The organism is Bradyrhizobium sp. (assembly GCF_019242285.1).
Taxonomy (GTDB): Bacteria; Pseudomonadota; Alphaproteobacteria; order Rhizobiales; family Xanthobacteraceae; genus Bradyrhizobium.
Genome location: NZ_JAFAVV010000751.1, coordinates 1 through 3,340 on the forward strand (window position 1 = coordinate 1; position 3,340 = coordinate 3,340).

Here is a 3,340-nt window from a genome sequence, read left to right on the forward strand (position 1 = left end):
ATTTCGAGAATGACGTGGTCATCTGACGGCCTCGTGGCGTCGGCGCAGATCACGTCGACGCCGCAGAGCGTCAGCCCGAGTGCTTTCGTCGCCTTGACGGCGGTCGCGGCAAGCCCGGGGTCGAGCTTGTCCGTGATGTCGATGACGTCGCCGCCCGTGGACAGGTTGGCGTTGTCGAGCAGCGGCTGCACGGCGCCTTGTGACAGCACCGTGTCGCGCGCAAGACGGGCGCGCGCCAGAACCCGATCGATGCGGGAATCGGCGGGGTCGAAATCGGAGTTCGGACGCCTCAGGCCGGGCAGACTGGCCTTCTTCCGCAACAGCAATTCCTGAACGGTGGAGCGGCCGTCGCCGATGATGCGGAGGCTCACGCGCTGGTAGGCTGCAACGATCTCGTCGCCGAGCACGACGATGCGATGGTCGTTGCCTGCAAGGAACTCCTGCACCAGCGCGACCTCGTTCTTGGCGAAGATCAGCGCCGCCGCGTCCATGACCTCGTCTGGGCCATAGGCCTTGCTGACGAAATTGCCGAAACTGCCGATGTTCGGCTTCACGATCACGGGATAGCCGATCCGTTCGGCGAAGTGACAGGCCTCGCGCGCCGTGCGCGCCTTGGCCGGATCAAGATTGGCGCGCAACTTCTCGGAAAAGAACGTCAACTCCCGCGGGGTCCGCAAGCCTGCCTGGCGCAGGAAAAAGCTCGTGTAGCTCTTGTCGTCGGCGATTGCCATCGCACCGCCGCGGTTGATGTTGAGATTGCCGGCCTTGAACGGATGGCTCGTGCCGTCAGCGAAGACGATCCGTCCGGCGTAGCCGAATTCGGGCTCCAGCTCGATGCAGACGTTGGCGCGGTCGGCGATCCGCGACAGGAGCTTCGGGACGAAAGGCTCGCGCAAGCTGTTTTCCGCGTCAGCCCGCCTTCGCGCGGGCGCGGCAGATATAGGCGAAAGCAGGGCGAGCGCCAAGCGCCGGCTTGATCGAACGCAAGGATGCCGCGACGGTGCCGGATAGAGATTGGTGTGGACCGGGCGCAGCGTCTGGCAAGGATATTTGGAGTGGGACATGAGATGGCGGGATTGGGGGCTGGCCTTGCTGATGCTGGGCGCGCTTACGCCTTTGGCGAGGGCGCAATCCAGCGCGGATCGCGGTGAACCCTATGTCCCGCGGCTCGGCGACATCATGGATGGCATTCAGATCCGCCACATCAAGCTTTGGTATGCCGGCAAGGCCGGAAACTGGGACTTGGCAGGGTTCGAGCTGCATCAGCTCAAGACCAGCCTCGTGGAGGCCGCGCTGCTCTATTCCGGCATTCCCGTCACCAGCGTGACTACGCTGTCAGCCCCGTTGCAGTCGGTCGACGATGCGATCGTGGCCAAGGATGCCAAGCGGTTCGAGAAGGCCTATGGCGAGCTCACCGCCGGTTGCAATTCCTGCCATGCGACGATGCAGCGTTCGTTCATCGCGATTCGCCCGCCGATCGACCAGCCATTCGGCGACCAGGCATTTGCACCCGGCAAGAAGGAGTGAAGACCCGACGCGATGGAACGTCGGGCGGGGTCGCCGGTTCGATAGGGTGACAGGAGACCACGCCATGATCCGCAAGCTGTCCTCCGGAAAATACCGGCTCTATTCCCGCAAGGTCGATCCCAAGACCGGCAAGCGGCGCAATCTCGGCACTTTCAGCTCGCGCGCTGCGGCCGAGAAACACGAGCGCGCCGTGCAATATTTCAAGCGGCATTGAGCAAGGCGAACAGGCTTCCACGGCAGCCTCGGATGTTTTAAGAGCGGTCGCGACGATTGCTCCTTTCTCGCGTGCCCATGATCCGCCTCGACAATATCAGCAAGCAGCAAGGCCACCAGATTCTGTTCATCGAAGCTTCCGCGGCGCTTCAGAAGGGCGAGAAGGCAGGGCTGGTGGGGCCGAACGGGGCCGGCAAGACCACGGTGTTCCGGATGATCACCGGGCAGGAGCAGCCGGATGAAGGGCAGGTCGCCGTCGATCGGGGCGTCACCATCGGCTATTTCAGCCAGGATGTCGGCGAGATGTCGGGCCGCAGCGCGGTCGCCGAGGTGATGGACGGGGCGGGGCCCGTGAGCGCGGTAGCCGCGGAGCTGAGGGAGCTCGAGGCCGCGATGGCCGATCCCGATCGCGCCGACGAGATGGACGAGATCATCGCGCGCTATGGCGAGGTGCAGGCCCGCTTCGAGGAGCTCGACGGCTATGCGCTGGAAACCCGCGCCCGCGAGGTGCTGGCCGGGTTGAGCTTCAGTCAGGAGATGATGGAGGATGACGTCGGAAAACTCTCCGGCGGCTGGAAGATGCGCGTGGCGCTCGCCCGCATCCTCCTGATGCGTCCGGACGTCATGCTGCTGGACGAGCCGAGCAACCATCTCGATCTCGAAAGCCTGATCTGGCTCGAGCAGTTTCTGCACGCCTATGACGGCGCACTGATGATGACCTCGCATGACCGCGAATTCATCAACCGCATCATCACCAAGGTGGTCGAGATCGACGGCGGGGCGCTCACGACCTATTCGGGCGATTATGAATTCTACGAGCAGCAGCGTGCGCTCAACGAGAAGCAGCAGCAGGCGCAGTTCGAGCGTCAGCAGGCGATGCTTGCCAAGGAGATCAAGTTCATCGAGCGCTTCAAGGCACGTGCTTCGCATGCCGCGCAGGTGCAGAGCCGGGTCAAGAAGCTGGAGAAGATCGAGCGGGTCGAGCCGCCGCGGCGGCGCCAGACGGTGGCATTCGATTTCCAGCCGGCGCCGCGCTCCGGCGAGGATGTGGTCGCGCTGAAGAACGTCCACAAGCGTTATGGCAGCCGGACCATCTACGAAGACTTCGACTTCATGATCCGCCGGCGCGAGCGCTGGTGCGTGCTCGGCGTCAACGGCGCGGGCAAGTCGACACTCTTGAAGCTCGTCGCCGGCTCGACCGAACCGGATGACGGCGCGGTAACGGTCGGCGGCAGCGTCAAGATGGGCTATTTCGCCCAGCACGCGATGGACCTGCTGGACGGCGACCGCACCGTATTCCAGTCGCTCGAAGATGCGTTTCCGCAGGCAGGGCAGGGCTCGCTGCGCGCGCTTGCCGGCTGTTTCGGTTTCTCGGGCGACGATGTCGAGAAGCGCTGCCGGGTGTTGTCGGGCGGCGAGAAGGCGCGGCTCGTCATGGCCAAGATGCTGTACGACCCGCCCAATTTCCTGGTGCTGGACGAGCCGACCAACCATCTCGACCTCGCCACCAAGGAGATGCTGATTGCGGCGCTCTCCGAGTTCGAGGGCACCATGCTGTTCGTGTCGCATGACCGGCATTTCCTGGCTGCGCTCTCCAACC

At 64.0% G+C, this 3,340-nt stretch carries 4 protein-coding genes; 3 read left to right on the plus strand and 1 reads right to left on the minus strand.

Annotated elements, in window-relative coordinates; all coding sequences use genetic code 11:
* Positions 1–965 (minus strand): ATP-grasp domain-containing protein (locus JOY90_RS30845; protein ID WP_291694879.1); only part of this gene is annotated, 965 nt, incomplete at its 3' end.
* Between the two features lie 97 nt (positions 966–1,062).
* Between JOY90_RS30845 and JOY90_RS30850 the strand changes: the two genes are divergently transcribed.
* The 3 genes from JOY90_RS30850 to JOY90_RS30860 form a co-directional block, all read left to right on the plus strand.
* Positions 1,063–1,527: a hypothetical protein gene (locus tag JOY90_RS30850; RefSeq protein ID WP_291694880.1), complete on the plus strand. Its 465-nt coding sequence runs from the start codon at positions 1,063–1,065 to the stop codon at positions 1,525–1,527.
* A 64-nt stretch (positions 1,528–1,591) separates the two neighbouring features.
* Positions 1,592–1,741 carry a hypothetical protein gene (locus JOY90_RS30855; protein ID WP_291694881.1) on the plus strand — a complete coding sequence of 50 codons (150 nt, stop codon included), beginning with the start codon at positions 1,592–1,594 and terminating at the stop codon, positions 1,739–1,741.
* Positions 1,742–1,818: 77 nt separating this feature from the next.
* A partial coding sequence (locus tag JOY90_RS30860; RefSeq protein WP_291694882.1) for an ABC-F family ATP-binding cassette domain-containing protein occupies positions 1,819–3,340 on the plus strand: 1,522 nt, incomplete at its 3' end.